The sequence below is a fragment of the Nocardia sp. NPDC052316 genome, from assembly GCF_044547795.1.
Lineage (GTDB): Bacteria > Actinomycetota > Actinomycetes > Mycobacteriales > Mycobacteriaceae > Nocardia.
In genome coordinates this window covers 63680-78541 of the sequence record NZ_JBIUBB010000009.1, presented here as the reverse complement: position 1 = coordinate 78541, position 14862 = coordinate 63680, and the positions used below count along the sequence as shown (strand labels likewise).

Genomic DNA, 14862 nt, shown 5'->3' with positions numbered 1-14862 from the left:
CCGGTGGTCAGGTGGGGCGGCGGTCGGCGATTTCGGCGCGGGCGCGGTCGCGGAGGTCGGGTGGGAGTTGGTCGGCTGCGGCGCGGACCGTGGCGAGGGCCGGGTCGGGTAGGCCGTCGAGGGTGCTGCGGTACTCGTCCCAGAGGTCGTGTTCGGCGGCGGCGCGCAGCATTTCGGCCAGCTTCACCTCGGAAACCAAGGCGATCAGGCGGGTCAGGTGTTCGGCGTCGTCGGCGAGGTAGGCCGCGTGCAGCAGGGCGGTGCCGTCGAGGACGGCTTGGGCGGCGCGCGCTGCGTCGTCGGAGATGACGGCCATCAGGTCGCCGAGGGTGATCCAATCCTGGTGGCGGGCAAGGAGTGTGCCGACGGCGACGATGGTGTCGGTGGGTAGGTCGGCGATGAGGTAGGCGCAGCGGCGCGCGTCGAGCAGCGGTGCGACCTCGGCGAGGAAGTCGACGGGCAGGCGCTTGGCGACGTCGACCGCGTGCGAGGGCTCCAGCACACTCGCCATCCGTGCCGCGAGCAGCGCGTTGCGGTGGCGGCCGACCAGCTTGGCGATGATCGGAGCGGGGATCACCTTGGCCGCGGCGGCGACCTTGCGCAGCCCGCCGGACTGGCTTTCGAACAGTAGGTCGGCGACCTGGAAACGGAACTCTCTGAGGTCCGTCGCGGGGACGTCGGCGAGGTAGTCGAGCCGATCGACGGGCACGCCGAGGGTGCGGGCGAGCTTGATCAGCTGAGCGCCCGCCGCATCGGTCACAGCCCCGCCGCCTTCTTGACCGCGCCGCGCAGGAACCGAGGCACGAAATCCAGTAGTGAATAAGCGGCGGTCTCCAAGTCGGTCGCCTGCTTACGCCTGGCTTCGACAACCACGGTGGCGAGTTCGGCCTGCACCTCCGGCGCCAGCCCGGCGATCCCAGCGGGTAGTTCGCCCGGCACCAACTCCGCCAACGTCTTGGTTGTCATGTTCCTGCCTCCGCCGCTCGACCCAGCACCGAATCGCCCCCGACCACACTTCCTGGCCCGGCTCGTCGCACGCAACGCTACTGTGCCGAGGGCTGCATGCCGCGTGCAAAGCCATGATCACCACCGAGCCGCGCCTGCGCAACAGAGACGCCGGCGTAGCCTGCCGCACCGCAGCCGCCGCGGCGCGATACGCGCCTCTGCTCGGCACCATCGGCTTCGCGCTCACCTGGCGGCCCGAGCCTGCCGGGCTCGCGCTCGGCGCGCTCGCGACCGCGCTCGGCACAGCCACTTTCGCGGCCATGATCCTTCAGTTCACCTGGCGATTCGCCGTTCGCAACTGCAGAGCGGAAGCCAGTGCTCTACGCCTCGGTGCGCCCAGCACGCACCCGTCTTGGCTGCACCGAACGGGCGGGCTCGGCGAGTCTGGCCGCCCGCTGGGGCCCCGGGTGCTCCGGTCAGAGGTCGAGGACCAGGTGGGTGATGGTGCCTGGGGCGGTGGTGCAGAGGCGGATCAGGCGGGGGTAGCGGCCGGTTCGGGTGCCGGCTCCGGACAGAGCAACCGTTTCGCAGGTTCCGCAGATGCCTGCTCGGCACATCGAGTCGATGGCGACGCCCTCGTTCTCCAATGCCTCGAGCACGGTCAGCGCGGGTGGGACGAGCACCGTGCGGCCGGATCGGTGCAGCTCGACGACGAGCGGTGGGGGTTGGGTCATCGGATCGGGCAGCGGGCCGGTCCGACGGCCGAGTTGTCGTGTTGGTCGTAGGGGGTGCCGTAGATACCGACGCGGGCGGCGAGGAGTTCGGCGATCTTGGTGTTGCGGCGCCAGACCGGGTCGTCGGCGGCCGCGCGGCGCAGCATGCGTCCGTGTGCGCCGGGGAGTGCGTCGTCGAGTGCTCGGAGACGGACGTCGAGTGCCGCAACGACACCCGTCAGTGTGGCCCATGGCTGGACCGGTACGTCGCGTAATGGCGTGCTGCGAAGCAATTCTCGGACGAGCGACTCGCTACTGAAGTAGCTCAGCAGGCCGAGCAGCGGTGCCGTGGCTTGCACTTTCAGCCGATCGACGACGCCGGTACCACCGGCGAGGCGGTGGGTGGCCGCGCCCGCCATGGTCGCCGTCCACTCCGGTGCGACACCGGCCGTGGCGACCATGTAGTCCGACATCTCCATGCCTTCGCGGGCCGTGCGCGGGATCAGTTCGTCCGCGACACCGAACACGTAGGCAAGATAGGCCCAGTAGTGCATCACCGCATCCAGTTGCCGCTCAGTGCATTTGCGGCCGTGCGCGTGGTCGAAACACATCGGCGAAAGTCCGAAGGTGACCGCCGCGCCCATCATCGTGCTGTTGGAGATGGGGTTGCCGTGCTCGGCGAAATGCTCGGCACCCCATGCGCGACGCAGCCCGGCGCGCACCTGGGCGTGCATGAGTCGCACGCGCACAGTGTCTTTGAAGACCGGCGACCAGCGGTCCATGCCGCCGCGGACCGTCACATTGCGGAACCAGGTGGCGGTCTCCAGGTTTCGCCGATAGGGGTCGTTGACGAACCGGCCGGTGGCCCCGGTCGCGGAGGCGACCTCCGCGCCGACGAAAGTGCCCATGAAGTCCTGTACGCCCATGGCGAGTTTGCCGGAGGTGGAGACGTTGATCCACAGTTGGCGGCCGTACTCCCAGAGGTCGGGGTCGTACCAGGCCGGTGGATTGTCGAGCGTGGCGAACAGCGCGACCAGTTCCGGGGGCGGATCGTCGAGGGTGTCGATGCCGTGGTCGAGCGCGTGATCGAGCAGGCGTCTGCCCTGCGCCGTGCCGATCCGGTGGAACGCGGCGACGAGCCGGTCCATCGGCTCGTCGCCCTGCCAGAGGTGGTCGGCCATCAGCCGGGTGCGCGGCGTTTCGGCGGGTACCGGGCGCACATCGATCCACGGTGACAGTATGGCTTTCCTTGGCTCGTACCATAATTCGGAGGCGACGGCGCGCGGCGGCGGTGGTCGCAGCGGCATGCCGGGCCGGTAGTAGTAGTCGTTGGGGTGGGCGGCGGTGTGCACATCCAGCATCGGTCAAAATCCTGTCAATTGCCGGAATTTCGTGGTCGGCGTCGACCCGTGATCGGCGTGTACCGGGCAATAGTGTTTGGGGTCGTCGCGGTGCTCTGTTGCGGGCCAGAGCAGTTCGGGGGCCTCCGGCGGCGGCAGCGTCGCGGGTCGCAGGCCGCGCTCGCGGCGGCGCCCGGCCCTGATACGTGGGAAGAAGTAGCGGATCTCGTCCGGCGTCACCCGGTTCATCGCTGTGAACAGCGCGCACCAGCGGTCGAACCAGAACTGGTCGCGGCGGGTCCAGGTGAAGCCCATGGTGCGCCGGATCGAGGGGTCGCACAGGCCGATGGTGACGAACTGATAGAACCTGGCGCCGAATGGCCGAACCATTTTCTCCCACAGTGGTTTCGGCAGCATGTCCAGCACCGGGAACGGCGGGACGGGAGCGTTCTCGGCCAGGCGATACACCTCCCAGGCGGCCCGGGTCGGCTCCAAGACGTTGTCGCACATGTGGTTCCAGTAGTCCTGGAACTCCGGCCAGCTCTTCGGGACCACCCGCATGCTCATCCCGTACATCTCGTACCACTGGTACTGCTCGCGCCACAGCTGTTCGCGCTGTGCGGGCGAGAGGCCGCCCATGAACAGCTCGCCTGCGCGCAGCGTCTGCACGAAGAACACCGCGTGCGCCCAATAGAAGGTGCCGGGATCCAGAGCGTGGTAACGGCGCCCTTGCGCGTCGGTGCCCTTGATCGTGCGGTGGTAGTTCACGATCTCGCGTGCGGTCTGCTTGGCCCGCGGCCCGTCGAAGACCACGCCGACGATCGGGTACGCCGACCGCAGCACCCGCTGATAGAACTCGTCCTGGATCTCGGAGTGGTACTCCACGCCCGCGCCGAGGCCGGGGTGCATGTTCTGCACCATGCCGAGGAACAGCCCGCTCGGCGCGAAGTAGAGGGAACCGAAGATTCGCCAGGTCAACGAGTCCGGACCGAGCGGCACGGGCGCACTGGGGCTCTCGTGCACGACGTCATTGTGTGCAACCATGAAACGATGCTGACACGAATAAATACTCGCGTTCAATTCGTCTTCTGATGCCCCCGAAGACGCGGAAAACGCCGCAGCAGCAGCGCTCTCGCGCCATGGTGGCGCGCATCATCGACGCGGGGCAGACCGTGCTCATCGAACACGGCTACGACGGCGCGTCCACCAACCGGATCGCCGACGCCGCGGGCATCAGCCCCGGCTCGCTGTACCAATACTTTCCGGGCAAGGACGCCATCGTCACCGCGGTGATCGACCGCTACAACAGCGAGGTGGCGTCCCGAGTGCACCGCAGCGTGCTCGCGCAGCTGCACGAGCCACCCGAAACCGCTGTTCCGGCAACGATTTCCGCGCTGCTCGACGCGCTGGGCAGCCATCCGGCGCTGCTGCGCGCGGTGATCGAGCAGACCCCGCGGCTCAGCGGGGACAACACCGTATTCGCCTTCGAGCAGCAGATCGGCGATCTGGCCCTGGTCGCGTTGACCATGCACCGGGACGCGCTACCCGAGGATGTGGACTTCGCGGCGGCGTCCTGGATGCTGGTGCGCACGGTCGAGCACCTGGCTATCCGGTACGTCCTGGATCAGCCCCCGGTCTCCCGCGAACGCTTCCTCGCCGACATCACCCGGCTGGTGCTGAACTTCTTCCTTCCCGCGCCGAGCCCGTCAGCTGCGAAAACCGCGACGCAGCGGCGATCACGAGCAGAACGCGAGTAACCCAGACAGTTGGGCCGAGCCGCACACCTCCCGACTTCCCGAATACGGGAGGTGTGCGGCTGTCACGGACTAGCGGGCGGCGGACTCCCGAGCGGAATCCGTGGCGTCGCCGCTCTTTCCGAGGCGGGTCAGGGCGAGATAGCCTGCGGATACCAGCACCGCCCAGACGACGCCGACGACGACGGCGGTGCGGCCGCTCTCGGTGAAGAAGAGCAGGACGACCACCAGCGCGAGGAACGCCAGCGCCAGCACCGTCGTGTACGGCGCGGCGGGCAGGCGATAGTCCGCCGCGGGGAGCTCACCGCGCGCCACCCTGGCGCGGTAGATCAGATGGCAGACCAGGATCATGCCCCATACGAAGATGATGCCGATTGTGCTCACCGAGGTGATGTACGCGAACGCCTTGTCCGGGGAGATGATGTTGACGATCACGCCGATAACCATCATCGCCGCAGACGCCGAGATGCCGACGTAAGGCACGTGGCGCGAGCTCAGCTTGCTGAGCGCGGACGGGGCTTCGCCGTGCAGCGACAGGGTGCGCAGCATGCGCCCGGTCGAGTAGATGCCCGAGTTGCACGACGACAACGCGGCGGTGAGCAGCACGAAGTTGATGATGCCCGCCGCGCCGGGGATGCCGATCTGCTGGAACACCTCTACGAACGGGCTCTTGCCTTCCCGGAACGTGCGCCAGCTCGACACCGACATGATCACCAGCAGCGCGCCGACGTAGAACAGGCCGATCCGGAACGGCAGCGTATTGATCGCCTTGCGCAGCGTCTTGCGCGGCTCGCGCGCCTCACCTGCGGTGACGCCGACCAGTTCGACGCCGACGTAGGCGAACAGCACGATCTGCAGCACCAGCAGCGACTGGCCGAAGCCGTTCGGAAACACGCCGCCGTCGGCCCACAGGTTGGTGACGGTCGGGTTGGCGGCGTGGCCGAAACCGATGGTCAGCACGCCGATACCGAGCAGGATCATGCCGATGATCGCGGTGACCTTGATGGCGGAGAACCAGAACTCGCCCTCGCCGAACAGCCGCACCGAGATCAGGTTCGCCGCGAACATCAGCGCGAGCACCACCAGCGCCGTGATCCACGGCTTGATGTCGAACCAGTACTGCACGTACTTGCCTGCCACCGTGATCTCGGCCATGCAGGTGGCCACCCACACCGCCCAATACGACCAGCCGGTCACGAAACCCGCGTAACGCCCGAGGAATTCGTGCGCGTACTCGGCGAAACTGCCGGAGACCGGCCGATAGGTGAGCAACTCCCCCAGCGCGCGCATGATCACGAAGATCGCCAGGCCCGCGGCCAGGTACGCGAGGATCAGGGCGGGGCCGGCCTGCTCGATCGCGCCACCGGCGCCGTAGAACAGGCCGGTCCCGATGGCGCCGCCGATGGCGATCATCTGAATGGTGCGCGGGCTCAGGCCGCGCGAATAGCCCTCCGAGTCCCCGGCGCCGGTCGAATCGTGCGTTCCAGCGTCCGATAGATGACTGTCGGCGGCTGTCATAGTGCGGTCCTTCTCTCGTGCGGCAACGACGCGACGTCCGGGGTCGTCGGTCGGTGACCCCGGACACATGACATGGGATCATCGCATGTTCTGGGATCGATCAGCACGTCACGCTACCGGTCCAGGCGGGCGCGGTCGTAGTTTGCGGCGGTCGATGAGGGTAACACCGCAGGTCAGGCGCCTCGTTAGACGTCGAGCGGACCGAGGGCGGACCTAGGGGATCGGCATTGCTGGGGACCACCGCGCGGTCCGATCCGAGTTCTGGCGCGCAAGGCCGCCGCGGAGCTCACGCGAGCCCGACGGTCACTTCAGCGGGAACCCGTGATTCTCCAGCGACTCGCGCAGCCGATCACGGCCACCGAGTCCGGCCACGGAGCCGAGGCGCGCCAAGACACGGTCGATCCACGAGTGCGAGAGTTGTTGCTCGGCATAGAATTCGGCGATTCTGCCTTCGTAGTCGGCGACGTGTTCGCGCTGGCCCGCGAGGTCGTAGGTCTCGTGATGCAGCACCGCGGCCTGGGGCAACCGCGGTTTGACCCTGACGTCCTCGCCCGGGTCGGGATGGCCGACGACGAGCCCGAAGACCGCGAACACCTGCGGTGGCAGCTTCAGTTCCGCCGCAACGTCTTCCGGGTTGTTGCGCAGCGCGCCCAGATACACCGTGCCGAGGCCGAGGGACTCCGCGGCGACGACCGCGTTCTGCGCGGCGAGGGCGGCATCGATGAATCCGACGTAGCTGGATTCGAGGTAGTCGGCGCCGTCCAGCGCGGCATTCCGGTCGTCGGCGAGCTGACGCACACGCGCGAAATCGGCTGTCCAGACCAGCAATACGGGCGCTTGCAGGATGTGCGCTTGATTGCCCGACAGCGCCGCCAGCCGCGCTTTGCGCTGCGGGTCGCGCACCGCGATGACACTCCACACCTGCAGGTTGGACGAGGTCGGCGCGGACTGGGCGGCCGAAATCAGCAGGCGCAGTGTGTCGTCGGACACCGGGTCGGCCAGATAGCGCCGCACCGAACGATGCTCGTGCAGCACCTGCAATACCTCGTTCCACCGGGCGGGTTCGGTAGGCTCGGGGTCTCGGTAACGCTGCTGCACCAGGTGGGTCGGCGTCGGCACGGTCTGGGTCATGTCCGTCATCCTGGACCGCCGCGGCGGGTTCGTCAGCGGTTGCTCGCACGATGAGCCGAACACCGCCGCGATGTCGTTCGAGATCAACTCGGAGTAGGGTAAGTAAGGTAACCCTAATTGTTGATAGTGGGAGGACTACCTATGGCCAGACCCCGCACCACCCTCACCGTGCAGCACACCGAGTGGCTCAGCCCGCACCTGATCCGGGTGCACCTTGGCGGCCCCGGCTTCGCCGCGTTCCAAGCCAACGAGTTCACCGACGCCTACGTCAAGTTCATCTTCGAGCGCGACGGGATCGAGGTGCTGCGCACCTACACCGTCCGCTCGATCGATCGGGACGCGGGCCGGATCGCGGCCGATTTCGTGTACCACGGCGCCGAGGGCATCGCGGGACCGTGGGCCGCGGCGGTCCAGCCCGGCGAGACCATCGATATGTACGGCCCCGGCGGCGCCTACTTCCCCCGCGCCGACGCCGACTGGCACCTGCTGGCCGGTGACGAGGCGGCGCTGCCCGCCATTGCCGCCGCGTTGGAGGCGATGGACCCGGCCGCCGTCGGTTACGCGTTCGTCGAGGTCACCGGCCCCGACGACGAACTCCCCGTGCGGAAGCCCGAGGGTATCGAACTGACCTGGCTGCATCGCGGCACCCAGTCCCCGGGTGAAGTCCTCGCCGAAAGCGTCCGCAAAGCGCCCTGGCGCGACGGACAGGTCCAGGTCTTCATCCACGGCGAAGCCCAAGCCGTCATGCACGACATGCGCCGCTACGTCCGCCGGGAACGCGGCGTCACCGCCGAGTGGGCCGCCTCGATCTCCGGCTACTGGCGCCGCGGACGCACCGAGGAGGGCTTCCGCGAATGGAAGGCCGAGCTCAAGGCGAAGGACACCGTCGACGCCGGGTAGCCCTCAGTCGCGCCACCCGCTGGCGGCCACGATGTCGTCCCAGCTCAGTTGGGCGATCTCCGGGTGACGCAGGCGCAGGATCTCTCCGGCGAGGCTTGCCGGGGGCGCCTTGCGTGGATTGGCCAGCGCTTGGGCTCCGATGGTTTCGGTGAGGACTCGGGTGCCGCCCAGCCGCGGGTAGGCGGCATGGACCAGGTCGGCGTAGCCGGGGGGCAGGTCGGCGGGGGCGCCGACTACGTCGATGCCGATGCCTTCGACGGCCAGCCAGGACTCGGGCGGGCGGCGACGGCGGTAGACGGGGGAATCGGTAAAGCCGGTGGTGTGGGTCGCGATGGCGTCCCAGATGGTGTCGACCCGGGTGTCGGTGACGCCGTTGGTTTCGAGGAACAATGCGGCTTGATCGGCGCCGTCTATTTCGAATCGCTGGTCGCTGCTCGGGGTTTCGGTGAGGCCGAGGTCGTGCAGGACGCAGATGAGGTACATGGTTTCTTCGTCGTAGTCGCTGCCGGGGCGTAGGCCGTGCCGGTCGGCGACCGCGCGGGCGAAGAAGAATCCGCGCACGCTGTGATTGCGTAAGGCGGGGGTCAGGGTGCGGTCCATCAACGCGGTTGCCCTGTCCGCCAACGTGGTCGACGGTAGTGGGAGTGGGTTCGGTTGGGCCGCCGCGGATGCCTGGGTCAGGGCGGCGGCGGTTCCGGCGATTCCCACGCCGATGGCGGCGCGACGGGATAGGGACATGGCTGAACTCCTTGGTACGGATCGGATTTCAAAAGGGGTGAAGTCAGGGCGTCGTGGTGCGGAAACGACTCCGGTAGTCGCTCGGTGTCGTGCCGAGCACCTCGACGAAGGTGCGGCGCATGGTTTCCTCGGATCCGAAACCGCTGCGCCGAGCGATCGCGGCCATCAGCTCGTCGCTCGTCTCCAGTAGTGCTTGCGCGGCTTCCACGCGCACCTGCTTGACGTACTGTGCCGGCGTCACACCGGTTTCCTGGCGGAACAGCCTGCTCAGGTGGCGTTCGCTCAGCGCGGCACGGCAGGCCATGGCGGCCAGGCTGTGATCCGCCGACAGATCCGCGGCGACGGCGTCGACGACCTTGCGCAGACCACTGCTGCGCGGCATGCCGACGCCGGCCCGAACGCTGAACTGCGCTTGTCCGCCGGGACGTCGGAGGAATACCACCAGATGTTTGGCGAGCGCGCGTGCCACCTCGACGCCGTGGTCCTCCTCCACCAGCGCGAGCGCCAGATCGATACCCGCCGTGACGCCCGCCGAGGTGATCACCGAACCGTCGCGGACGACGATGGCATCCGCGTCGACCTCGACGGCCGGAAACTGTTGCGCCAGTTGGTCGCAGGCCAACCAGTGCGTCGTCGCCCGCCGACCGTCCAGCAGCCCGGCCTCGGCGAGGACCAGCGCCCCGGTGCATACCGAGGCGATCCGCCGAGCGCGGGCACCGGCCACCCGCACCGACCGAACGAGTTCGGCCGGAACCGGCTCCTCCGGTGCGTATCCGGGAACGAGCAGCGTATCGACGGAGCCGGTCAAATCCGCGACGGCACACGAAACACTCAGCGGCACACCGACGTCGGTGCACACGTCTCGTCCATCCGGCGACGCGAATCGCACCCGTTGCCCGGCCCAGTGCAACACCTGAACCGGCCCGGCGACGTCGAGCAGCAACACACCCTCGGATACCGCGACCACCACGTCACCACTGGACTTCATGCCCCCAGTCTCGAACAACCGGGAAATGTCCACAAGGACACGTACCCCACAGATCAGGACATCGGCACCGGCTCGGTCACCACCAGTTCGGCCGCGGCGCGCTCGATATCGGGTAACCGACCGGCGTCGGCGAGCAGCCCGGTCAGCGCGAACTCGACGATCTCCGCGGGGCTGACCGCGATCTCCGGCAGCGCGAGGGCGTCGAAAAGGGCCTGCACCAACCGGGCTCCGGACACCGGATTCATCGCCCGCACATCACCTTCCCGCTGCGCCGCCTCGACCATGGCGATAACCACCCGGTCGAGCCGCGAGACGAGCTCCAGCTCGTCGACGAACCGGTCCCGCTGGAGTTCCGGGGAGGTGAGGATGGAGGCGAGGACGTACGGCGAGTCCTGCAGGTGCTGCAGCGTTTCCCGCAGCCAGCGGTGCAGCTTGACCACGGCGGGCGCGGACACGGCGGCCAGTTCGTCGGCCAGCGCGAGTGGCCGTTCCAACCCGAGCCGGACCAGCGCGGCGAGGATGTCGTCCTTGGCGGAGAAGTGCTTGTAGATGGCGGGCTGCTGCACCCCGACCGCGGCCGCGATGTCGCGGGTGGAGGTGGCGGAGAAGCCGCGCACCGCGATGAGCTCGGCGGCGGTGCGCAGGATGCGTTCGGCCGCCGGGCTCGATCGTGTGGTTTCCGCGGGCATGCGATCCAGGCTAACGGCCGTTCGGTTCGTCACCGAGCATTGCGTGCGCGAGGTTCCGATAAAACGCGAGCACACCCGGCTGCTCCTTGGGGCTGAGGTGCCCACGTTCGGCGAAACGCGACGCGACGCCGCGCTGGACGGCTTCCAGCCCGAACCGATCCTCGTCGTTGATCATCGCGGTGGCCGCCTGCCGGGTTCTGGTGACCGCCTCGGACACGCCGACCAGCTCGGGCATGGTGAGCACGCCGCCCACCACGTGCACCCGGTCGATGGCCGTCGGCAGGAAGCTGAACCAGACGATCTGGTCGCTCACGCCGATGAACGCGCTCGACGGGAAGGTCAGCAGCACCATGCCGTTGGCGCGCTGAATCTCGTTGAGCGTCAATACCTCCGGCTGTACCGACGCGACGAACGGGATCCTGGCGTGCAGCACCCACGGCGAGTACTGCTCGACGAACATGTCGCTGCCGCCGGGCATGAACGGCTCCAGCGTCTCCCGGTGCAGGCCGATGACGTGGTAGTTCTCGTGGCCGTTCTCCATCACGCTCTTCCAGTTGGTCTGCCACTCGTAGGACCACGAGTCGACCTGCACCATCTCGCTCAGCCGATAGTTGGCGAACTGGTGTGTGGCCAGGTCCAGGTGGGCACCGATCGGGTCGGCGTTCGCGTCGAGATTGACGAAGACCATGCCGTTCCATTCCGCGACCGCGAACTGCGGCAACCGGCAGTCCTTCGGCTCGAACCGCTTGTTGCCACTCATGTACGGCGCGCCGCGCAGCCGGCCGTCGAGCCCGTACTTCCACAGGTGGTACTGGCAGGTGAAGGCGTCGGTCCGCCCCGCGCCCGGTTCGACGAGCGGCATCAGTCGATGGCGGCAGATCGGTGACATCGCATGGAGCGCATCGTCTTTCGCGCGGGTGACGACCACGGGTTCGCCGGCGATGGAGACGGCGACGTAGTCACCGGCGGTGGCGAGTTGACCGACGTGTGCGACGAGATACCAGCAGCGGTTGAAGATCCGCTCGCGTTCCAATTCCCACAGTTCTGGCGAGGTGTAGGCACTCGGCGGCAGCGTGAGCGCGGGCGGATCGTCCTCGCGGTACTGCTGCAGCGCCGAGAGGATCTCCCCGGTGCCGGATGTGATGAGCGTAGACATACTGGACCTCCCTGCGTGGTTATCGTTCGATAACCTCTGCCATCAGGTTATCAAACGATAACCGTCCGTCAAGGGATCGTCGGCGACGCGCACAGTCCGACCACAAACAGCAGGTCCCGCGCTTCAGCGAAACCGGAGCGCGGGACCCGAACGGCTACAGCACTATTGGTTGGTGCGCAGCGCCTCCTCCACGAACTTCGTCGTATACGTCTTGTCCAATTCGATCCGGTCACGCACCGGCGCCACATTGCGCGAGTACTTGCCGAGGATGTTCAGCACGTTCTGCGCGCCTTCGGCTTTCATCAGACCGTCGCCGTTGAACATGCCGATCGAGTCACGGATCGACTGGACGTAGAGGTCCTTTCCGGCGTTCGCGTACTGCGGCGGCATCTTGGCGGCGATCTCCTCCGGGGTGTGCTGCTTGATCCACTGCAGCGTCTGCACGAAGGCCGCCGCCAGCTTGCGGACGATGTCCGGGTGCGATTCGACTGTCTCGCAACGCATGTACAGCGAGGTGGCCGGGTACAAGCCGCCGAGCGCCGCCCTGGTGCCCGCCTCGGTGCGCATGTCGACCAGGATCTCCGCCTCCCCCGAGTTCACCATCTGCGCCACCGTCGGATCGGTGGTCATGCCCGCGTCGATGCCGTTGTGGTTCATGCCCGCGATGAACGTCTGCCCCGCGCCGGCCCGCACCCTGGTGTAATCGGCGGTGGTCATGCCCTCGATCCCGGTGAGCGCCTGGGTCAGGAAGTCGGTCGACGACCCGAACGAGGTGACACCGAGATTGCGGCCGCGCAGATCGCGCACCGATTTGATGGTGGCGGTATCGGCCTTGGCGACCAACTCCACCTCACCGGGCACGTCGGCGAACTGCACCACCGAGGTGAGACACTGCTCCTTGGCCTGCAGGTCGACGGTGTGATCGTAGAAGCCGACCACCGCCTGCACATCGCCGGTCAGCAAGGCGGTTTCGGCGTTGGCGCCGGACTGCTCGCCGAGCAGCGAGACGTCGATGTCGTTCTTCTCGAAGAAGCCCAACTGTTTGGTGAGCATGGCGGGCAGGTAGATCACCTTCTCCAAACCGCCGACCATGATGGTGATCTGCGGTCGCCCGTCGGACATCGGGATGGTGCGCGACTCGCGGCATCCGGTGACCGTCAGCAGCGCCGCGACGGCGAGGACGACGATCGCGGAGTTCTTGATATATCTCATCGCTCAGATCCCGTGACTCGACTGTGCCTGCGACGGACGCCATTTCAGCAGCTTGCCCTCGGCCATACCGATCCCCCACTCCGCGAGCAGCGCGATCACCGTGATGATGATCATGCCCGCGTAGATGCCCGCCGAATCGAACGTGCCCTGGGCGTTGCTGATCAGCAGGCCCAAACCTTTACTGGCACCGGCATACTCACCCACCACCGCGCCGATCAAGGCGAAGCCGAAGGCGGTATGCAGGCTGGACAGGATCCAGGTGGTCGCGCTCGGCAAGACGATGGCGGTGAGCACCTGCCGCTTACCCGCGCCGAGGATGCGCGCGTTGTTGATGACGTTGCCGTCCACCTCCCGCGCACCGGTGAACGCGTTGAAGAACACCGCGAAGAACACCAGCACGACCACCGTCGCGACCTTCGAGCTGAGCCCGAGACCGAACCAGATGATGAACAGCGCCGCGAGCACGATACGCGGAACCGCGTTGAGCGCCTTGATGAACGGCGCGAGCACGTCGGCCCAGTACCGGCTGCGGCCGAGCAGGGTGCCGAGCACCACGCCCGCGACCGCGCCGATCAGGAAGCCGAGCACGGCCTCCTGCACCGTGGTGAAAATCTGCAGCCAGATCGACCCGAATTGCGTTCCCTCGGTGAACCACTCGACCAATCGTGCCCAGATCAGCGACGGCTTCGAGTAGAAGAACGGATCGATCCACAGGGTGGCGGTGAGCTCCCAGGAGCCGAGCCACAGCACGATCAGCGCGATGCGCAGGCCCCAGGTGCGCAGGCGCACGCGCCGGGCATTGGTGCGCACCCGCGCGAGGATCTGCTCCTCGGTCTCGTTCTCCGGCACCGGTGCCGCGGCGGCACCCTTCTCGAGGACGTTATGCGACACGGGAGGCTCCCTTGGCTCGAGCCGCCTCGACCTCGTCGCGCAGCGTTTCCCAGATTTCTTTGTAGATATCGCGGAACTCGGTGGTGAGTCGCACCTCTTCGACATTGCGCGGGCGCTGCAGCGCGACCGGGAAGTCGCCGCACACCGTCGCCGGGCTCGCCGTCATGACGATCACCCGGTCGGCGAGCACGATCGCCTCCTCCAGATCGTGGGTGACGAAGATGACGGCCGCGCCGGTGCCCGCCCAGACGCGCAGCAGTTCGTCCTGCATGAGCTGGCGGGTCTGCACGTCGAGCGCGCTGAACGGCTCGTCCATCAGCAGGATTTCCGGGTCGTTGACCAGGGTTTGCGCCAGCGCGACGCGCTTGCGCATGCCGCCCGACAGCTGATGCGGGTAGTAGGTCTCGAAGCCGGCCAGCCCGACCTTGTGCACCCACACCGAAGCCTGCTGCCGCGCATCGGCTTTCGACGCGCCCCGCAGGCGCGGGCCGAGGGCGACGTTGTCCAGCACTGTCTTCCACGGCAGCACCGCGTCCAGCTGGAACATGTAGCCGATGCCGTCCGGGATGCCGGTGACGTCCTTGCCACGCACCAGCGTCCGGCCCGCCGAGGCGGGTTCGAGGCCGGAGACGAGAGACAGGGTGGTCGACTTGCCGCAGCCGGTGGGACCGACCACGGCGACGAATTCGCCGGGGCGGACCGCAAGGTCGAGGTTCTGCACGGCGGTGTGGATGCCGCCACCGGTGCCGGGGAAACGCTTCGTCGCGCTCCGCAGCTCGATGAGTGGGTTGTTCATGGTTGTAGCTCCTGCGAATCGAGGTAGAGCGAACGTACGTGGGCCGGGTCACACCGCGGAGCTTGTGCGCACAAGCCGTGCAAAGTGCCGA

General features: G+C 67.5%; 16 protein-coding genes. 2 read left to right on the top strand and 14 right to left on the bottom strand.

What is annotated here, in order from left to right:
- Positions 1–7 precede the first annotated feature (7 nt).
- The 5 genes from ACIHA7_RS36455 to ACIHA7_RS36435 all read right to left on the bottom strand — a co-directional run bounded on the left by ACIHA7_RS36455 (position 8) and on the right by ACIHA7_RS36435 (position 4042).
- Positions 8–760 carry a hypothetical protein gene (locus ACIHA7_RS36455; protein WP_397296098.1) on the bottom strand — a complete coding sequence of 251 codons (753 nt, stop codon included), beginning with the start codon at positions 758–760 and terminating at the stop codon, positions 8–10.
- Complete coding sequence (locus ACIHA7_RS36450; protein ID WP_397296096.1) at positions 757–966, bottom strand: hypothetical protein; 210 nt, start codon at positions 964–966, stop codon at positions 757–759. Before ACIHA7_RS36450 ends, ACIHA7_RS36455 begins: the two co-directional genes overlap by 4 nt.
- 455 nt (positions 967–1421) lie before the next feature.
- Positions 1422–1679 (bottom strand): 2Fe-2S iron-sulfur cluster-binding protein, encoded by a 258-nt coding sequence (locus ACIHA7_RS36445; protein WP_397296095.1) that lies wholly within the window; start codon positions 1677–1679, stop codon positions 1422–1424.
- On the bottom strand, positions 1676–3019 hold the full coding sequence (locus ACIHA7_RS36440) for an oxygenase MpaB family protein (protein ID WP_397296093.1): 1344 nt from the start codon (positions 3017–3019) through the stop codon (positions 1676–1678). Before ACIHA7_RS36440 ends, ACIHA7_RS36445 begins: the two co-directional genes overlap by 4 nt.
- Positions 3020–3022: 3 nt before the next feature.
- The gene (locus tag ACIHA7_RS36435) at positions 3023–4042 is read right to left on the bottom strand and encodes an oxygenase MpaB family protein (RefSeq protein WP_397296092.1); all 1020 of its coding nucleotides are present in this window, start codon (positions 4040–4042) and stop codon (positions 3023–3025) included.
- A 47-nt stretch (positions 4043–4089) separates the two neighbouring features.
- Between ACIHA7_RS36435 and ACIHA7_RS36430 the strand changes: the two genes are divergently transcribed.
- Positions 4090–4755, top strand: coding sequence for a TetR/AcrR family transcriptional regulator (locus tag ACIHA7_RS36430; RefSeq protein WP_397296090.1), 666 nt, complete (start codon positions 4090–4092; stop codon positions 4753–4755).
- A gap of 69 nt (positions 4756–4824) precedes the next feature.
- On the opposite strand, the gene ACIHA7_RS36425 is transcribed toward ACIHA7_RS36430, so the two are convergent.
- Together ACIHA7_RS36425 and ACIHA7_RS36420 are read right to left on the bottom strand one after the other, a co-directional pair.
- The gene (locus tag ACIHA7_RS36425; protein WP_397296088.1) at positions 4825–6270 is read right to left on the bottom strand and encodes an amino acid permease; all 1446 of its coding nucleotides are present in this window, start codon (positions 6268–6270) and stop codon (positions 4825–4827) included.
- 303 nt (positions 6271–6573) lie between these two features.
- On the bottom strand, positions 6574–7401 hold the full coding sequence (locus ACIHA7_RS36420; protein WP_397296087.1) for an NADPH-dependent oxidoreductase: 828 nt from the start codon (positions 7399–7401) through the stop codon (positions 6574–6576).
- A gap of 141 nt (positions 7402–7542) precedes the next feature.
- Between ACIHA7_RS36420 and ACIHA7_RS36415 the strand changes: the two genes are divergently transcribed.
- Positions 7543–8301 (top strand): siderophore-interacting protein, encoded by a 759-nt coding sequence (locus ACIHA7_RS36415; protein WP_397296086.1) that lies wholly within the window; start codon positions 7543–7545, stop codon positions 8299–8301.
- Positions 8302–8304: 3 nt separating this feature from the next.
- Here ACIHA7_RS36415 and ACIHA7_RS36410 read toward each other — a convergent pair whose 3' ends face one another.
- The 7 genes from ACIHA7_RS36410 to ACIHA7_RS36380 form a co-directional block, all read right to left on the bottom strand.
- The gene (locus ACIHA7_RS36410) at positions 8305–9039 is read right to left on the bottom strand and encodes an HD domain-containing protein (RefSeq protein ID WP_397296084.1); all 735 of its coding nucleotides are present in this window, start codon (positions 9037–9039) and stop codon (positions 8305–8307) included.
- A gap of 43 nt (positions 9040–9082) precedes the next feature.
- Positions 9083–10027, bottom strand: a complete 945-nt coding sequence (locus ACIHA7_RS36405; RefSeq protein ID WP_397296082.1) for a GlxA family transcriptional regulator — start codon at positions 10025–10027, stop codon at positions 9083–9085.
- A gap of 53 nt (positions 10028–10080) precedes the next feature.
- Entirely contained in the window at positions 10081–10716 is a 636-nt protein-coding gene (locus tag ACIHA7_RS36400) for a TetR/AcrR family transcriptional regulator (RefSeq protein WP_397296080.1), read from the bottom strand.
- A 10-nt stretch (positions 10717–10726) separates the two neighbouring features.
- Positions 10727–11872, bottom strand: a complete 1146-nt coding sequence (locus ACIHA7_RS36395) for an aromatic ring-hydroxylating dioxygenase subunit alpha (protein WP_397296079.1) — start codon at positions 11870–11872, stop codon at positions 10727–10729.
- Positions 11873–12034: 162 nt separating this feature from the next.
- Positions 12035–13084, bottom strand: coding sequence for an ABC transporter substrate-binding protein (locus ACIHA7_RS36390; protein ID WP_397296077.1), 1050 nt, complete (start codon positions 13082–13084; stop codon positions 12035–12037).
- 3 nt (positions 13085–13087) lie between these two features.
- Positions 13088–13975: an ABC transporter permease gene (locus ACIHA7_RS36385; protein ID WP_397296075.1), complete on the bottom strand. Its 888-nt coding sequence runs from the start codon at positions 13973–13975 to the stop codon at positions 13088–13090.
- Positions 13965–14771, bottom strand: a complete 807-nt coding sequence (locus ACIHA7_RS36380; protein ID WP_397296073.1) for an ABC transporter ATP-binding protein — start codon at positions 14769–14771, stop codon at positions 13965–13967. Before ACIHA7_RS36380 ends, ACIHA7_RS36385 begins: the two co-directional genes overlap by 11 nt.
- Between the last annotated feature and the right edge of the window lie 91 nt (positions 14772–14862).

Bases quoted from the DNA above. Each gene is read 5' to 3' on its own strand.
- ACIHA7_RS36450 (WP_397296096.1), bottom strand. From the start codon at position 966: ATGACAACCAAGACGTTGGCGGAGTTGGTGCCGGGCGAACTACCCGCT.
- ACIHA7_RS36445 (WP_397296095.1), bottom strand. From the start codon at position 1,679: ATGACCCAACCCCCACCGCTCGTCGTCGAGCTGCACCGATCCGGCCGC.
- ACIHA7_RS36440 (WP_397296093.1), bottom strand. From the start codon at position 3,019: ATGCTGGATGTGCACACCGCCGCCCACCCCAACGACTACTACTACCGG.
- ACIHA7_RS36435 (WP_397296092.1), bottom strand. From the start codon at position 4,042: ATGGTTGCACACAATGACGTCGTGCACGAGAGCCCCAGTGCGCCCGTG.
- ACIHA7_RS36430 (WP_397296090.1), top strand. From the start codon at position 4,090: ATGCCCCCGAAGACGCGGAAAACGCCGCAGCAGCAGCGCTCTCGCGCC.
- ACIHA7_RS36425 (WP_397296088.1), bottom strand. From the start codon at position 6,270: ATGACAGCCGCCGACAGTCATCTATCGGACGCTGGAACGCACGATTCG.
- ACIHA7_RS36420 (WP_397296087.1), bottom strand. From the start codon at position 7,401: ATGACCCAGACCGTGCCGACGCCGACCCACCTGGTGCAGCAGCGTTAC.
- ACIHA7_RS36415 (WP_397296086.1), top strand. From the start codon at position 7,543: ATGGCCAGACCCCGCACCACCCTCACCGTGCAGCACACCGAGTGGCTC.
- ACIHA7_RS36410 (WP_397296084.1), bottom strand. From the start codon at position 9,039: ATGTCCCTATCCCGTCGCGCCGCCATCGGCGTGGGAATCGCCGGAACC.
- ACIHA7_RS36405 (WP_397296082.1), bottom strand. From the start codon at position 10,027: ATGAAGTCCAGTGGTGACGTGGTGGTCGCGGTATCCGAGGGTGTGTTG.
- ACIHA7_RS36400 (WP_397296080.1), bottom strand. From the start codon at position 10,716: ATGCCCGCGGAAACCACACGATCGAGCCCGGCGGCCGAACGCATCCTG.
- ACIHA7_RS36395 (WP_397296079.1), bottom strand. From the start codon at position 11,872: ATGTCTACGCTCATCACATCCGGCACCGGGGAGATCCTCTCGGCGCTG.
- ACIHA7_RS36390 (WP_397296077.1), bottom strand. From the start codon at position 13,084: ATGAGATATATCAAGAACTCCGCGATCGTCGTCCTCGCCGTCGCGGCG.
- ACIHA7_RS36380 (WP_397296073.1), bottom strand. From the start codon at position 14,771: ATGAACAACCCACTCATCGAGCTGCGGAGCGCGACGAAGCGTTTCCCC.